The 12,716-nt window shown below is 69.6% G+C and carries 17 protein-coding genes; 9 read left to right on the forward strand and 8 right to left on the reverse strand.

All coding sequences use genetic code 11. The features are described from left to right. Window positions 1-310: 310 nt before the first annotated feature. Together AC07YH_RS08385 and AC07YH_RS08390 are read left to right on the forward strand one after the other, a co-directional pair. Window positions 311-643, forward strand: coding sequence for a DUF3768 domain-containing protein (locus AC07YH_RS08385; protein WP_494746537.1), 333 nt, complete (start codon window positions 311-313; stop codon window positions 641-643). Between the two features lie 248 nt (window positions 644-891). Further along, window positions 892-1,131 carry a hypothetical protein gene (locus AC07YH_RS08390; RefSeq protein WP_494746538.1) on the forward strand — a complete coding sequence of 80 codons (240 nt, stop codon included), beginning with the start codon at window positions 892-894 and terminating at the stop codon, window positions 1,129-1,131. A gap of 92 nt (window positions 1,132-1,223) precedes the next feature. Here the strand turns inward: AC07YH_RS08390 and AC07YH_RS08395 are convergent, their stop codons facing one another. Next, entirely contained in the window at window positions 1,224-2,393 is a 1,170-nt protein-coding gene (locus tag AC07YH_RS08395; RefSeq protein WP_494746539.1) for an alpha/beta fold hydrolase, read from the reverse strand. A gap of 365 nt (window positions 2,394-2,758) precedes the next feature. Here AC07YH_RS08395 and AC07YH_RS08400 point away from each other — a divergent pair, with 365 nt between their 5' ends. The 3 genes from AC07YH_RS08400 to AC07YH_RS08410 all read left to right on the forward strand — a co-directional run bounded on the left by AC07YH_RS08400 (window position 2,759) and on the right by AC07YH_RS08410 (window position 3,839). Beyond that, window positions 2,759-3,103: a hypothetical protein gene (locus AC07YH_RS08400; protein ID WP_494746540.1), complete on the forward strand. Its 345-nt coding sequence runs from the start codon at window positions 2,759-2,761 to the stop codon at window positions 3,101-3,103. A gap of 43 nt (window positions 3,104-3,146) precedes the next feature. After that, window positions 3,147-3,332 (forward strand): DUF3606 domain-containing protein, encoded by a 186-nt coding sequence (locus AC07YH_RS08405; protein WP_494746541.1) that lies wholly within the window; start codon window positions 3,147-3,149, stop codon window positions 3,330-3,332. A 195-nt stretch (window positions 3,333-3,527) separates the two neighbouring features. Continuing rightward, the gene (locus AC07YH_RS08410) at window positions 3,528-3,839 is read left to right on the forward strand and encodes a hypothetical protein (protein WP_494746542.1); all 312 of its coding nucleotides are present in this window, start codon (window positions 3,528-3,530) and stop codon (window positions 3,837-3,839) included. A gap of 83 nt (window positions 3,840-3,922) precedes the next feature. On the opposite strand, the gene AC07YH_RS08415 is transcribed toward AC07YH_RS08410, so the two are convergent. From AC07YH_RS08415 to AC07YH_RS08425, 3 genes are all read right to left on the reverse strand, one after another. Beyond that, the gene (locus tag AC07YH_RS08415; RefSeq protein ID WP_494746543.1) at window positions 3,923-4,681 is read right to left on the reverse strand and encodes a Crp/Fnr family transcriptional regulator; all 759 of its coding nucleotides are present in this window, start codon (window positions 4,679-4,681) and stop codon (window positions 3,923-3,925) included. 160 nt (window positions 4,682-4,841) lie between these two features. Next, on the reverse strand, window positions 4,842-6,101 hold the full coding sequence (locus AC07YH_RS08420) for a DUF6880 family protein (protein WP_494746544.1): 1,260 nt from the start codon (window positions 6,099-6,101) through the stop codon (window positions 4,842-4,844). An 8-nt stretch (window positions 6,102-6,109) separates the two neighbouring features. Beyond that, window positions 6,110-6,388 carry a hypothetical protein gene (locus AC07YH_RS08425; RefSeq protein ID WP_494746545.1) on the reverse strand — a complete coding sequence of 93 codons (279 nt, stop codon included), beginning with the start codon at window positions 6,386-6,388 and terminating at the stop codon, window positions 6,110-6,112. Between the two features lie 535 nt (window positions 6,389-6,923). Between AC07YH_RS08425 and AC07YH_RS08430 the strand changes: the two genes are divergently transcribed. Then, window positions 6,924-9,143 (forward strand): ParB/RepB/Spo0J family partition protein, encoded by a 2,220-nt coding sequence (locus AC07YH_RS08430; protein WP_494746546.1) that lies wholly within the window; start codon window positions 6,924-6,926, stop codon window positions 9,141-9,143. 292 nt (window positions 9,144-9,435) lie between these two features. Then, window positions 9,436-9,732, forward strand: coding sequence for a hypothetical protein (locus tag AC07YH_RS08435; RefSeq protein WP_494746547.1), 297 nt, complete (start codon window positions 9,436-9,438; stop codon window positions 9,730-9,732). Here AC07YH_RS08435 and AC07YH_RS08440 read toward each other — a convergent pair. Both AC07YH_RS08440 and AC07YH_RS08445 read right to left on the reverse strand, forming a co-directional pair. Beyond that, on the reverse strand, window positions 9,729-10,148 hold the full coding sequence (locus AC07YH_RS08440) for a thermonuclease family protein (protein ID WP_494746548.1): 420 nt from the start codon (window positions 10,146-10,148) through the stop codon (window positions 9,729-9,731). The two genes, AC07YH_RS08435 and AC07YH_RS08440, sit on opposite strands and share 4 nt — an antisense overlap. A 101-nt stretch (window positions 10,149-10,249) precedes the next feature. Further along, on the reverse strand, window positions 10,250-10,567 hold the full coding sequence (locus tag AC07YH_RS08445; RefSeq protein ID WP_494746549.1) for a DUF736 family protein: 318 nt from the start codon (window positions 10,565-10,567) through the stop codon (window positions 10,250-10,252). A 306-nt stretch (window positions 10,568-10,873) separates the two neighbouring features. Here AC07YH_RS08445 and AC07YH_RS08450 point away from each other — a divergent pair, with 306 nt between their 5' ends. Both AC07YH_RS08450 and AC07YH_RS08455 read left to right on the forward strand, forming a co-directional pair. Beyond that, window positions 10,874-11,194 (forward strand): DUF736 domain-containing protein, encoded by a 321-nt coding sequence (locus AC07YH_RS08450; protein WP_494746550.1) that lies wholly within the window; start codon window positions 10,874-10,876, stop codon window positions 11,192-11,194. Window positions 11,195-11,571: 377 nt separating this feature from the next. After that, entirely contained in the window at window positions 11,572-11,910 is a 339-nt protein-coding gene (locus AC07YH_RS08455) for a DUF736 domain-containing protein (protein WP_494746551.1), read from the forward strand. 16 nt (window positions 11,911-11,926) lie between these two features. Here the strand turns inward: AC07YH_RS08455 and AC07YH_RS08460 are convergent, their stop codons facing one another. Continuing rightward, window positions 11,927-12,421: a helix-turn-helix domain-containing protein gene (locus tag AC07YH_RS08460; protein WP_494746552.1), complete on the reverse strand. Its 495-nt coding sequence runs from the start codon at window positions 12,419-12,421 to the stop codon at window positions 11,927-11,929. A 95-nt stretch (window positions 12,422-12,516) separates the two neighbouring features. After that, window positions 12,517-12,716: hypothetical protein (locus AC07YH_RS08465; RefSeq protein ID WP_494746553.1), on the reverse strand; the 200-nt coding region annotated here is incomplete at its 5' end.

The raw sequence follows: 12,716 nt of genomic DNA on the forward strand, positions 1-12,716 counted from the left end.
CCCCCCCCCCCGCCGGAGCCTCGACGCCGCCTCCCGCCGCGCGCTGCGCGCGGGCTCCTGTGCAGGCTTAATCTTTCTTGGCGGGCGCCCAGGGCGCCCGCGCGGCTTAGGGCTCCGCCCTCGGCGCACTTCGGATCGTCTTCCGCCCAGCTTCGGGGCCTGGTCGCAAGGATGGGCGGCCGGGAGGGAAGGCCCCTGCAGCCGGGTCCCCGCGAAGACGACCCTCCGTTTGCACACCCGGTCTCGCCGACGGGCGTCGGGGTCAGGCGCGCTTTGCGCCCTGACCCCGGACCCCTGAAGGGAGACTATGATGACCGAGCAAGATCATACCGCCGCCGTCGCGGCCCTGAACGACGCTTGCCGCGCCGAGCCTGGCGCGGGCTGGGTGCTGACGCCCGGCGTGCGGGCGCTGGACCTGACCGACCAGTTGAGAGCCTTCGCGCTGGTCAGCGCGTTCGACGCGTTCGGCGCGGGCAACGACCCTCACGGCGAGCGGGACTTCGGGACCATCGAAGTGGGCGGCGCGAGGCTTTTCTGGAAGGTCGACTATTACGACCTTGACCTGTGCATGGCCTCGCCGGACCCGGCGGACCCCGCCGTCACCCGCCGGGTGCTGACCTTGATGTTGGCGGAAGAATCCTAGACGTCGTTGCCGCGCCATGGGGCCAGGATAAGGACCGGCCCCAAGGCGCGGCAGTCCGCCGGCCGGGATTTCTCGGTAGTCGAAGGGCGTATCCAGCGCTTTCGCAGCACCGCCCACGCCTTGGCCGCTCGCGGACGATCGCCCGGGCCGCGCCGCCGTGTCGACGTACGGGATGGCGAAGCGCGATTGTAGAGCTTGTCTCGGCGCGGCGCGGAACTTCGACGGCGTTTGTCTGTTTTCGCACCGCCATGATCGCGACAGCCGCCGACATCCGCTCCGCCTTTGAAGTCTTCCAGAACGAACTGGACGCAAGCGGCGAGAGGGGCGAGTGGTCAATGGACGACGTGAAGCGGGAATTTGAGCATTGGCTGGCGCGCCAGGGACGCCCACCGCTGGCCTGGACTGCCGTTCACGAACATGAGGTGGCCCTGGCCATGAGCCGTCGCTATCAGCCCTACTTGGTTTCGGCGCGACGTTGGTTCCGATAGGTCGAGCCGAGCCTCACCACCGCCCCCCAACAGAGCGTCACAAGGATAACGTTCCTGCGCGAGCGCTAGGGGCAAGAGACGCGAACGAGCGGCTAGGTCGCCGCGATCTCCCGCAGGAAATCGAGGATCGCGTTCGTCAGGGCGCGTGGCCGTTCCTGTTGAATCCAGTGGCCAGCGCCGTCGATCATCTCGACACGGTGAAGCTTCGTCATCGCCCTGGTCGTCATCGCGTCGATCGCGCCCGGCGCCACATACGGCGCCCAGTCACGCTCCCCGCCAATGAACAGCGACGGCACGTCGATCGTCCGGCCGGAGAACAAGCGTAGCTCAGCATTCAGCGTCGGATCGGCGTACACACGATAGGTTTGAAGGCCGCCCTGAAAACCGTTGCGGCCGTACTCCTGCACATAGACAGACAAATCCTCGTCGCTCAGCCAGCTACAGGCTTGAACCTCAGCGGGCGAAGGGCTGAACGGAGCGACATTCTCAGACATCGTCTTGCCCCGTTCCATGATGTAGTAGGTCGGGAGCGATGCGAACGCCTCCGCTGTCGGCGGGCTGATCGGATGAGGCCTGTTACCGGACCAGTCACCGCTCTTCACGTGGAAGAACGTCCGAAGGAACGCGGCAAGCCCCTGCGGCGGCCGGGTCAGATCCTCATTGGCTTGTCGGGTGGCGAGATAGTGCTGGTAGAGCTCGCGCGGCGGATCCAGCGCGGCGAGCGCGGCGGCCAAATCCTGGGCGGGCGCAGACATTTTCTCAGACGATGCGTCCCCTGTCGCAGTGTCGAACGGGAAGGCGGGCGGGCCGGGGAAGGGGGCGCTCATCAAGACGAGCGCGGGGAAGACGTCTGGCCGGGCAAGGGCGCAATAGGCGGCCACGGGCGAGCCGAAATCATGTCCGACCACGAGGGCCGTCTGGCGGTAGCCCAGCGCAAAGACCAGGCCGAGCGCATCGCGGGTGACATTCAGCAGACTGAACGGGGCGAGCGGGGTGTCGTAGTCATTGATCCAGCCGGTCGTGCGGCCAAAGCCGCGCTGGTCAGGCGCCACGACATGATAGCCAGCGTCGGCCAGCAGCGGCATGACGTAGCGCCACCCGTACGCCAGATCCGGGAAGCCGTGCAGGAGAAGGACGAGGGGGCGGTCTGGCGTCTCAAACCCTGACTCCAGGATGTGCACGTCCAGGCCGTTGACGCCCGCGATCATGCGCGAGCGGATCGTCGCGGGAAGCGCGCCGTGGCCGTAGGCAGGTTCGGTCATGTCGGATCCTTCGCGCGCACTTGGCCGCGCCCGTCCCCTAGACGCGCGGGGCGTGCGTCCGTTCCCTTTGCCGACCCAAGCCGTTACCGCGACCAGCAGGGGCCCGGCCCGCCTTCCTACCGTTGTCGGCAGGCTCAAAGCTTACGGCTCACGGCGCTCGCACGCGACTGCCCATCAGCTTCGTCAGGAGGGCGTCGGTGCGCGGGACATCGATCCGCTCTCTGCGCCGTTCGGCCGGGGGCTTAAAGGGGCCCGCGCTTATCCCATTGGGTTCCGGCTTGGCGCCCAGGAACGATCCGCCTGGCCAGGTTTTCTGTTCCCGGACGCCCAACGGCGACCAGGGATTTTCAGAGCAGGGGACGGACATGACCGACTACCGCACCGACGGCGAGAGCTTCATCGGCGAACTGGGCGGCGAGCTTCCGCCGCGCGAGAACCCGCCGAGCTTCAAGGCGGCCAAGACTTCGGCCAAGGCGGCCGCGGCGAGCGTCAAGGAGGTCGCCGAGACCGCGATCGGCGAGGCGCGCGAGCGGATTTCGGCCTTGGCGAGCGAGACCGCCGAAACCGTCCAGCACCGCTACGGCGACCTGGAAGCCTGGGTGCAGCTCAAGCCGGCGCGCGCGCTGGGCATCGCCGCAGGCGTCGGCGTCCTCCTGGGCCTGCTGCTGCGCGGGCGCAGCACCCGCGTGGTCTACGTGCGCGACCGTTAGGCCGCGCCCATCATTTGATCGTTGACCACCACCGGAGAGCTTGATGTCGGACGATAAGGATCAGCGCGGGCCGCAGGACGCTTCGCGCATCAGCCTCAGCGAGGCATACGAAGTCGAGTACTGGACCAAGGCGCTCGGCGTCAGCCGCGACGACCTGGCCAAGGCCGTGGCCGAGGTCGGCAACGGCGCCGACGCCGTCCGCGCCTACCTGCAGCGTGGCGCGCACTGACATGACCAGTCCGCGTCCGCGCGTCGGGACCGCCAGGGCCGCCCGTTTGCGGGCCGTGACGCTGGCGGTCCTGCTCGTGACGTTCGACGCCGCGCCGGTCTTTGCGCTCGGGGCCGGGACGCGGCCGGGCGCGGGCCTGCCGATCTGTTCTAGCCGATGAACACGCTCGCGGTCCAAGCCTCGAGCCTCATGAGGGTGGCCCGCCCCACCTGGCGACGCGTGCGGCATGCCTTGGCCGTCCTCGTGCGCGCGCGGCGTCACGCCCCGCCGCCAGCGCTCTACGGACCGCTCACGGTCGGCGCGTTGATTGATCAGCTGCGTCGGTTCGATCCAGACCTGCGGGTCATCATGCCGGGCGAGGCCGAGGACTGGACCGATGTCCATGAAGCCCACCTCGACATCTTCTCGCCCCAGACGCGCCATCCGGAGCTGCTGCAGCTGGCCGACGATGGCGACCCCAAGGCCGTGCGGATGGTGCGCCTCTTCGGCGATCCCGAGGCGGGCTAGACAACAGTCGCGACGCGGTGGCGCCGTCCTTGGCCGCGAGGCGTCGACACGAGGCCTCGGCGGAGCCAACCGGACGCTACCCGTCAGGCGAAGTTGATCCACTCCGGATCGCGCACGTCGGTGTGCTGGGGCAAGCCGGTCATCGACCGCAGCCGGCGAAGGTCCAGGAGGCTGATCGTGCGCACGCCGCGCCGGATCAGGCCGGCGCGCTCCATGGCGCCGAGCTTTCGGCTCACATGCACCGGGCTCAGGCCCACGAGATCGCCGATCTGGCCCTGGGTCAGCGGCAGGGGAATGGTCCCGAAATCGGCCAGACCCAAGGCGGCCAAGCGATCGTGGAGATCGATCAGCGTGCCGGCGATCCTCACCGAGCCATCGGTCTGGCCCATCAGCGCCAAGGCCTCCATCAACACCACGCGTTCACGCTGGGCGTTCAGGAACTGCGCCGCGGCGATGCGAGGAAAGCGCGCCAGGACGCCCATCAGGTCGCCGCGCGATATCGGCCGGATGACGATCGGCGTGATCGCCGTCAAGCACTCGGCCGTCCGCGTCACGCTCAGGCTGGGCGCGCCCAGGAGGTCCCTGGGCAGATGGATCTTGACCGTCTGCTGGCGACCCGAGGCCACGGTGATCGACGAGGCCACCCAGCCGTCCACCAGCAGGAAGAGATGGGGCGGTTCGACGCCGTCACGCTTGAGAACGTGGTCGCGCGGCAGGTGCTGGATGGGGCCAAGGATGGCCGCCAGGGCCGCGCGCTCGCTGTCGTTCCAATCGAAGACCTCATCGCGGCGTCCCTTCGGCGCCCCGGGCGCGACGGCGCGCCCAACTGCTTGCTCATCCATAGGCCTCCGATCGCCAAGAAGCCCAGGTCGCGCATTATCCTAGGTTATGGTTTGCGTCGATCGCCGGGCGACCCGGCAGCGTGACGCGCGGCGCGCCGCCAGGAAAGGCCGTTCGCGCCGCCGAAGCGTCACACACCCGGGGTCGTGCTCGGGGCGGGGATCAGCGGTCGGTGAGGGCCTCGGCTTCCTGGGTCAGCCTGTCTGAGAGCTTCAGGGCGCCGCGCCGAAACGCGGTGGCCGCTGCGCCGCGCAGCAGGCGTTCGGCGGCGGCCGGAAAGCGGCGGCGAAGTTTGCCGGCGAAGGCCTCGGCCTGTTCCGGATCGATACGCGCGTCGCGTCCGCGCGCCATGACCATGGCGCTGGCTTCGGCCAGGGCTGGCCATGCCGTCAGCACCGAGAGGCCCTTTTCGAAGTTTTCGTGGGCGGCCGCCAGTGCGAAGACCTCGCTCTCGGCCTCGACGTCGTCAAAGCCCGAGAGCCGGCCAACAAAGGCCTTTGCCCGCGACACGTCTAGTGTTCGCTGGAACGAGGCCCAGCGCACGGCCTGGGCGGCGTCGCTGTCACCGGCCGCGTCGAGGTAGTCGATCCAGGCGCTTTCCCAATCGAAATCGGGCGCGGCCAGACGGCCCAGCAGACCCCTGGGCTTGGGCGCGGCCAGGCGCAGGGCCGCCCCTGCCTCGGCCGCCCGGCCGGCCGCCAGCCAGCGCCGGGCCACCTCCACCGACACCGAGGGCGTGGTCAGCGCGGCTTGGCCAAAGGTCTCGGCATAGGCGGCGACGTCGCCGGCCGCGTCGGCCAGATGCCGGATGAAGACCATCCATCCCGGCGTTGGCCGTGACTTGGCCCGGGCCAGGGTCAAGGCGATCGCCGCGGTGGCCGGCGCGATCTTCGCCAGCGCGGCCGGCGCCCAGGCCGCCCACGCCTGCGGCGCGGCGGCGGCGGCGTCCACCACGGCGTTGGCGGCCAGGTGCGGGTCATGCCCGGCCAGAAGGGCGCCCAGGTCGGCCGCGGCCGCGCGGTAGATCGCCTCGAAATTCTCGTCGCGGTCCTTAATCCGGCGCGCGGTCTGGGGATGGGTCGCCAAGAACCGCCACAGGCGCTCCAGCGCCGCGTCCGGAGCGTCCGGACCCAGGCGTTCGGCGAGGAGACCGCGCAAGGCGTCGAGATCCCGCAGGAAGGCGGGCTTCTGGCGCCAGGTGACCTGGCCGCGGCTGGTTTCCAGCGCCGCCAGGCGTTTGTCGATCTCCGGGACGAGATGACCGGGGCCCAGGCCGGCGGCCAGCTCCATGCGCAGGCGACGCTTGAGGTCGGCGCGGGTCTCGGCGACCTCGACCAGGATCTCCGCCAAGCGCTCGGCGCCCAGCCCGGCCAGGTTCTGGGCGGTCACCTTCTTCTGGCTGGCGAGGCTGGGCTTGGCCATGGGCCGTCCTAGTCCGGTCCGCCCGACAGCAGCGCGAACACTTCCAGCCGGGCGCAGGCGGCGGCGTGGGCGAGGGCCGCGTCGCGCGATTGGACGAAGTCGATCTGGAAGGCAGTGACCGCCGCGCGCAGGGCCTGGCAGAAAGGAACGCCATGGTGTTGGGCGACATGGCCCGCCTCGGCCGCCAGGTCGTCGAACACGAACCGGGCGTGTTCGCGCCGCCCGCCCAGCATCTCGGCCAGGCGGGCGATGTCGCGTTCGAACGGCGCATAGGCGGGTCTGGTCATGCGGGCTCTGACGGTCCTTTGCGGCGACGCGCGGTCAAGGCGTCTCCAGGTCAACGAGCGGCGCCGCCGCGCGATCCGCCCTCGACCCGATGATGTCGGCGGTCGTCAGGCTCGTACGGCGTTCGCGAAGAGGGCCCATCCCTGCGCAGGCCCGGTCTGACGAGGGACCATCTCTGCGAAGGCCGGCTCCCGTAACGGGCGGCGACACGCCGGCCAGCGCCTCGCGCGCCCCGGACCTCGACACGACCGCAGGCTCTGGTGGCGTGGCGCTCGCAAGGGCAGGCCGGGACACGCCGTGACGCGGAGCTTTTCTCGGCCGCTGCCGCGGCCGGTGGCTTGGGGCTCCGCCCCCAGCGCGCTTCGGATCGGCTTCCGCCCAGCTTCGGGCCATGCGGGCAGGGACGGGCGACCGGTCAAGGCGGCCCTGCAGCCGGGTCCCCGCGAAGCCGCCCCTCCGCTTGCACCCCCGCGCTCGCCGCTTGGCAGGGTTTCAGGCGCGCCTTGCGTGCCTGCAACCCAGCCCAAGGAGGCAGACATGACTTCGACTTCCCAGAGCAACCCCACCGCCCCACAGACGGCGGTGGCCGCCGGTGTGGCCCAGTTCGGAGAGGTGCGGGATATCCCGCTCAATCGCCTGAAGGCCTCGCCCAACAATGTTCGCCGCGTCGGTCATCGGCCCGAGGCGATCGAGTCCCGCGCCGCGACCATCGGCGTCAAGGGCGTGCTTCAGCCGCCGGTGGTCGAGCCGGAAATCAAGAACGGCAAGGAGACGGGCTATTTCCTGGTGACGGCGGGAGAAGGACGCCGCCAAGCCTTGCGCCTGCTGGCCAAGCGCAAGGCCCTGTCCAGGGCCGTGCTGGTGCGCTGCATCGTCGACACCACCAACGACCCGGCCGAGGTCTCGCTCGACGAGAACATCAGCCAGGAAACCATGCACCCGGCCGACCAGTACGAAGCCTTCAAGGACCTTGCAGAGCGCAAGGGCTACGGCCCCGAGGAGATCGCCGCCCGGTTCGGGGTCAAGCCGGGCATCGTGCGCCAGCGCCTGCGCCTGGGCATGGTCGCCCCGGCCTTGCTCGATCTCTATCGCGAGGCGGTCCTGACCCTCGACCAGATCACCGCCTTCGCGGTCAATCCCGACCCCGATCGGCAGGTGGCCGTCTACACCCACCTTCCGGCGCACGACCAGTCGCCCAGGACGATCCGACGCTTGATGACCGAGCACAAGGTCGCCACCAGCGACCGCCGGGTCCGGTTCGTGGGTCTTGAGGCCTACGTCGCGGCGGGCGGTCCGGTGTTGCCCGACCTCTTCTTCGACATCGATGGCGGCTGGATCGAGGACGCGGGCCTTCTCGACCGGTTGGTCAACGACAAGCTCGCCGCCCTGGCCCAGGACATCCGCGACCGCGAGGGCTGGAAGTGGGCTTCGGCGCATCTGGACTACCCGTACGGCCACGGCTGCTCGCGCATCTTCGAGCACGTGCTGGCCCGCCCGCCCGAGGTGATCGAGGCGATCAACAGCCTGCAGGCCGAGGCGGCGGCCTTGACCGAGCAATGGGCCGACATCGAGCCGCCGCCGCCCGAGGTCGCCGCGCGTCTCGAAGCCATCGAGGCCGAGCTGGAGGGTTTCGGTGACGACTACGGCCACACGCCCGAGGAGAAGGCGCGGGCGGGGCTCATGGTGATCCTGGGCGAGCAGGTCGGCGGGGCGCCGCGCGTCGAGCGCGGCTTCGTGCGGCCGCAGGACGAACCGGTCCCCGACCCGCAGGACGAGGCCGATGACGGCGAGGGCCAGACCGCCGACGCGTCCGACGCGCCTGAGGGCGACGCGCCCGAAGGGAGCGGCGACGACGAACAGGCGAGCGACGCCGAGGAGCTGGTCGGCGATCCGGCCGCGCCCTTGCCCGACCGGGTGATCGCCGAGCTGACCGCCCATCGCAGCGCGGCCCTGCGCGACGCCCTGGCCCAGAACCCCGACCTTGCCCAGGTGGCGTTGGTCCATGCCCTGGTCAGTCGTGTGTTCGCCATGGGCTACCCGGCCACCTGCCTCGACATCCGCTGGGGGTCTCGCAACCTCAACGACTTCGGGGACGGGATCGAGGACAGCCCGGCCGGGCTGGCGATCGCCGAGCGTCATCGCCTCTGGGGACGCCAGGTGCCCGGAACGCCGGAGGACATCTGGGACTTCGTCGTCGGCCTCGATGGCGACAGCCGCGCCAGCCTGCTGGCCCACTGCGTGAGCCTGACGCTCGACGGCGTGCGCTCGTGGGTGCGTCGGCCCAAGACCGAACTGGCCCACGTCGAGACCGTGGCCAGCGCCCTCGACCTGGACATGCGCGCCTACTGGTCTCCCACCGCCACGCACTATCTCGACCGCGTGACCAAGGCCCAGATCATGGCCGCCGTCACCGAGGGTGTGTCGGCCGAAGCCGCCGCGCGGCTCTCGGGCCTCAAGAAGCCCGACATGGTCGCCGCCGCCGAACCGCTGCTGGTCCAGGCGGGCTGGCTGCCAGCCGTGCTGCGCACGGCAGGGGCGCGGCCTGCCGAAAGCGCGGCCGAAGCCGGGGAGGGCGCGGTGGCAGCCAAGGCCGATCCGGTCGAGCGCGAAGACGAGGAGGCCGCGCCCTTCGAACCCGGCTCGGAAGGGCAGGACGAGGCGCCGCTCTGCGATCTCGACGCGGTGCTGTCGGACGCGGTGGCGCTGTCGGCCGAGGACGAGGCGCAGGTCGCGGCTCTGCTGGCGGCGGCCGAGTAGGGGGATGGGCGGCCGAAAGGCCGCCCATCATCCTTGCGTTGAAACGGGGGCGGACGGGCGCGGCCGATCCTTTGGGATCGGCCGCTCTGCATTGCCGGGAACCCGTCAACGCGCGGGAGCCGACGCGATCGAGGGTCCATCTCTGCGACGGCCAGACTCGATGGGGCGCGTGCCTGCCCTCATGGACGCGGCCAACGCCGTCCTCGGTGACGAGGCGACAAAGCTGTGGACGTCGCGGGCGCTGAGAGGATCGTTCGGCTCGCCCGGCGCGGAATCATCCTAACGCGGCGCGATGATCACCCAAGCCGAGATCGACGTGCTCCTGGCGGCCATGCAGGCCGACCACGACAAGACCGGAAACGACGGCGACCGGCCCGGCCTGATCACGTTCCAGCGCGACGACTGGGTGGGCATGGCGTTGCCGACCTGCTGCACCTCGCCCGGACGGGGCATGCGTTATCGCGGCATCCAGATCAAGGTCAGCAAGGACCGCGAGACGCGAGTCTGGACCCGGGCCGAAGCCTTGACGCTGGGCGAGATCGCCGACTCGTTCGAAGACCTCAAGGCCATCGAGGACGCCAAGGTCTAGCGCGCCTTTCGAGGCGCGGCCCCCGGCGCCCAGGCGCCCCGTCCGGCCGCTTGCGCCTGAGCTTGGATGTCGGTGTAGGCGCCCTTGCTGTAGGCGCGCCATTCGGTGGCCAGGCCTGATCGGATCATGGCGGCGTTGAGGTCGGGCGAGGCGCTCGACCAGCATCGCGCCACCTGGCGACCGTAGCGGTCTTCATTCACCACCCGGCAGCCGACCCGCCCGCGCGTCAGGCTGATCAGCAGGTCGCGCGCCTCGTAGGCCAGCGGTTCGGCCGGCGCCTTGCCACGCCTGACCTCGGGCGCGTCGACGCCGAACAATCGGATGGCGGCCTTGCCGCAGCGCAGGGTGTCACCGTCGTGCACGGTGGGCGCCGTGCAGGCGATGATCTCGGTGGCGGCGACGGCGAGCATGACCATGGTCGTGCTCTACCTTGTGTCGCCCACCCGCACAAAATCCTGGACCCGCCAGGCTCGCGCGCCGCGCCCGCCCCGCCGGATCGGCGGGGCGAGCTGGCCGCTCAGTGCGCCTTGTGGCCGTTGCTCCGCGACCAGACCAGGCTGTAGACGCCCTCCATGACCGCCAGGGCCGCGTCGATGGCGGCGCCGAACGAGAGGTCGTCGAGGCGGACCGACAGCGCCGCGTGGCTGTCCTTGTTGGCCTTCTTCCAGGCCGCGCCCAGACCGGCGCCGCCGCAGGCGATGCGGTAATCCGGCGCTTGTCGTGGGTCGTCTCGCCGGAGGTGCGAAACCGGACCCTTTCGCTCGCCGGCCAGGGCGGTGATGGCGCCCGTGAACGAGCCGTCAGCGCCGGCGGTGAAGACGCCGCTGGTCGCCATGATGGTCTCTCCAAGAGATCTCGCCGAGCGCGTCGAACGCAACCTCTTCTGGCCTGATCTGACCGGGGATCGGTCCGTCCCCGCAACCTTGGCCTTGGACTTTCTTCCCCTGGGGCGCGAGCGCCCCATTCCTCGCGACACAAGAAACTTCAACGCCCTCGGTCCTCCGCCAAAGGCTCCGGGAGCGCGCCCCCAATCTGCCTTGAACGGGCAGGGCGCGCCCTGCGGGGCGGACGTCGACCCCGGTCCAGCGATCGCCATCGAGGCCGCGATCGGCGCGGCCCGGACAAGATCGGAGAGACCATCATGGCTACCATCGGCACCTTCACCGCCAATGCTGACGGCTCGTTCACGGGCGCCATCAACACCCTGGCCATCAACCTCAAGAAGGTCCAGTTCCGCCCGCTCGGCGAGAAGACCAACGACAAGGCGCCCGACTACCGCATCGCCTGCGGCAGCGCCGATCTGGGCGCAGCCTGGAAGAAGACCAGCAAGGACAACAACGAGTACCTGTCGGTCCGCCTCGACGATCCCTCGTTCGGCGCCGCCATCAACGCGGCCCTGGTGGTCATGGAGGGCGTCCACACCCTGGTCTGGTCGCGCAGCAACGGCCACAAGGAGGACTGAGCGGCCAGCCCGCCCCGCCGATCTGGGGGGGCGGGCGCGGCGCGCGAAGGGGGCGACGAGGGGGCGTGTAAGCACAGTCGCCGACCGGGCGCACCGCCGATTCCACGCCATGGCCTGTCTTCCTACGACGGCGGGCTTGCGCGTCTTGAGGCCCGGAAAATGCCGGCTCACAACCCTCAGGCGGGTCTCGCGAGGACGCTTCCAACCGCCCGCCCAGGCGTCCATTTCGCACCCGCGCCGTCGCCCGCTCTCGTCCCCCCTGGAGCGCGGCGAGGCGGCGGTTCGAGCGACCAGCTCAACTCCCCCCAGCTGGCCCTCGAACCGCCGCCATGACGGGCCGCTCGGCGATACCTGGGGTAGGCTCAAGGACAGACACCATGACCACGATCGGACACTTCCATCGCGATGGCGACGGCTTTACCGGACGCGTCGACACGCTCACGCTCGACGTCACCATCAGCCTGACACCGGCCGAGAAGTTCTCGCCCAAGGCGCCGGACTTCATCGCCCATTCGGGCACGCGCGAATGCGGTGCGGCCTGGCGGGTCAGCGACGCGAGCGGCGCGGTGCTGAGCCTCAAGCTCGATGACCCCAGTTGGCCCGAGCCGATCAGCGGCCGGATCATGGCCGCCGAGGATGGCGTCTTGCCGCTCACCTGGATCCGCCGCGCCGAGCCGCCGGCGCCCGCCGTTGCCCCGCCGCCATCCTCCAGCTAGGGCTCCGAGCTGGGCTTTAGTCTTCATCGGCCTCCCTGGGGTCCTCGTAGAGTTCCTCCAGGGAGTTTTCCAACCACGCCTCCATCGAGCCGGCGCGACGATCCAGGAATTCGTGCAAGTGCTCCCCCATCTTCCGCAAGCCCAGCAGGATTTGGGCGGCCGGTATCAGATGAAGCCGGTCGCCCAGCGTGCGCCACAGCTCAAGGAAACCGATCCAACCCGTCATCAGGAACTTGCTGCGCATTGTGATCAGGGCGATCTTCGGGTTGCCGTACATCACCGCCAGAACGATGCCGATCGCGTCGCTTCGAGTGGCCTTGGCGAACCGACGGATCTTCCAGAGGTCGAAGTCGCCCTTGCCCTTCTCGAAGTCCTGATAGGTTCTCAACGCCACGCCCATCTTCAACGCGACCTCCAGCGAGGTCATGCGCCGCTCCTTCTTCACCAGTCTCAAGGTGCGAGAAAGCAATCGGCCTTGGCGGGCGAGCGGCGCAGACGGCGAACCGAGCATGCAAGCGCTCCAAACTAATCAACTTACGGATGATCACAGGAGAGGCGTTGCAGTTGCAACCTTGAGAATGTGCGAGGTGCTCGAAATCCCTGAATTTACGACCACCACTCGCGATAGTTGCCCGTCTGGCCCGCCCTGGCCGCCTCGATGCGTGGGAACCGGCAAGGATTCGCCTCTCGGCTGGCAGCAAATCGCATCCCATTGCCCGTTCCCTTGCGCGGCGACTCAGTCACGTCACCAAACCCCGCGATTTGACCGCCGATCGGCAACGGACCCTCGACCCCGCCCACAACCC

The organism is Caulobacter sp. GW456-12-1-14-TSB4, assembly GCF_059424195.1.

Bases quoted from the DNA above. Each gene is read 5' to 3' on its own strand.
- AC07YH_RS08385 (WP_494746537.1), top strand. From the start codon at position 311: ATGACCGAGCAAGATCATACCGCCGCCGTCGCGGCCCTGAACGACGCT.
- AC07YH_RS08390 (WP_494746538.1), top strand. From the start codon at position 892: ATGATCGCGACAGCCGCCGACATCCGCTCCGCCTTTGAAGTCTTCCAG.
- AC07YH_RS08395 (WP_494746539.1), bottom strand. From the start codon at position 2,393: ATGACCGAACCTGCCTACGGCCACGGCGCGCTTCCCGCGACGATCCGC.
- AC07YH_RS08400 (WP_494746540.1), top strand. From the start codon at position 2,759: ATGACCGACTACCGCACCGACGGCGAGAGCTTCATCGGCGAACTGGGC.
- AC07YH_RS08405 (WP_494746541.1), top strand. From the start codon at position 3,147: ATGTCGGACGATAAGGATCAGCGCGGGCCGCAGGACGCTTCGCGCATC.
- AC07YH_RS08415 (WP_494746543.1), bottom strand. From the start codon at position 4,681: ATGGATGAGCAAGCAGTTGGGCGCGCCGTCGCGCCCGGGGCGCCGAAG.
- AC07YH_RS08420 (WP_494746544.1), bottom strand. From the start codon at position 6,101: ATGGCCAAGCCCAGCCTCGCCAGCCAGAAGAAGGTGACCGCCCAGAAC.
- AC07YH_RS08425 (WP_494746545.1), bottom strand. From the start codon at position 6,388: ATGACCAGACCCGCCTATGCGCCGTTCGAACGCGACATCGCCCGCCTG.
- AC07YH_RS08430 (WP_494746546.1), top strand. From the start codon at position 6,924: ATGACTTCGACTTCCCAGAGCAACCCCACCGCCCCACAGACGGCGGTG.
- AC07YH_RS08435 (WP_494746547.1), top strand. From the start codon at position 9,436: ATGATCACCCAAGCCGAGATCGACGTGCTCCTGGCGGCCATGCAGGCC.
- AC07YH_RS08440 (WP_494746548.1), bottom strand. From the start codon at position 10,148: ATGGTCATGCTCGCCGTCGCCGCCACCGAGATCATCGCCTGCACGGCG.
- AC07YH_RS08445 (WP_494746549.1), bottom strand. From the start codon at position 10,567: ATGGCGACCAGCGGCGTCTTCACCGCCGGCGCTGACGGCTCGTTCACG.
- AC07YH_RS08450 (WP_494746550.1), top strand. From the start codon at position 10,874: ATGGCTACCATCGGCACCTTCACCGCCAATGCTGACGGCTCGTTCACG.
- AC07YH_RS08455 (WP_494746551.1), top strand. From the start codon at position 11,572: ATGACCACGATCGGACACTTCCATCGCGATGGCGACGGCTTTACCGGA.
- AC07YH_RS08460 (WP_494746552.1), bottom strand. From the start codon at position 12,421: ATGCTCGGTTCGCCGTCTGCGCCGCTCGCCCGCCAAGGCCGATTGCTT.